The organism is Methylibium rhizosphaerae (assembly GCF_006386545.1).
Taxonomy (GTDB): Bacteria; Pseudomonadota; Gammaproteobacteria; order Burkholderiales; family Burkholderiaceae_C; genus Pseudorivibacter; species Pseudorivibacter rhizosphaerae.
The window spans coordinates 1-518 of the sequence record NZ_SWAR01000202.1 but is presented as its reverse complement, the minus strand read 5'-3'; the positions used below and the strand labels follow the sequence as shown (position 1 = coordinate 518).

Genomic DNA, 518 nt, shown 5'->3' with positions numbered 1-518 from the left:
GCCTAACGTTCGACATGAGCGGGCCGCAACGGCGCGCTCAGTGTGGCCAAAGCGCGCAACCGCACCTCGCCGTTGTGGGTCCGCTCGATGGCGGGGTTAGATGACGGCATACGACGCAACGTCGTCTTTGTCTTCGATTTCCACACGCCGACCGTTCCCAAATCGGAAGACAACTTTGCTTCCCTCAACTGTTGGAAGCATCTCAAACGACTCCAATGGCTGGCCAACTATGCCGGCAAGCGCGCCCACGTCGGTGTGCGGGTAATCCCAAGATTCTGCTTCGACTTCCCATGGCATTGGCTCCTCGTCGAACGAACGCCAGAAGACAAGGCGAACCTCGAAGTAGAGGCGAAACCACGCGCCACCAAAGTTGAGGTATGTGACGTTGGCCGACGCCACTGACTCGCCTTCGTATATGTACCCCTCGCAGATGAGGCCCTCGCACACACGCCCCACCATATCCGGCGGCGTACCGTTCACTTCGAGCGTAAGGGCTGGCAGCTGAGTCATCTAACGTT

1 protein-coding gene is annotated in these 518 nt (G+C 58.9%); it reads left to right on the top strand.

Translation table 11 applies throughout. The features are described 5' to 3' along the window. The first annotated feature begins 42 nt into the window (after positions 1–42). Positions 43–402: a hypothetical protein gene (locus E8D38_RS28105; RefSeq protein ID WP_140637653.1), complete on the top strand. Its 360-nt coding sequence runs from the start codon at positions 43–45 to the stop codon at positions 400–402. Positions 403–518: the final 116 nt, after the last annotated feature.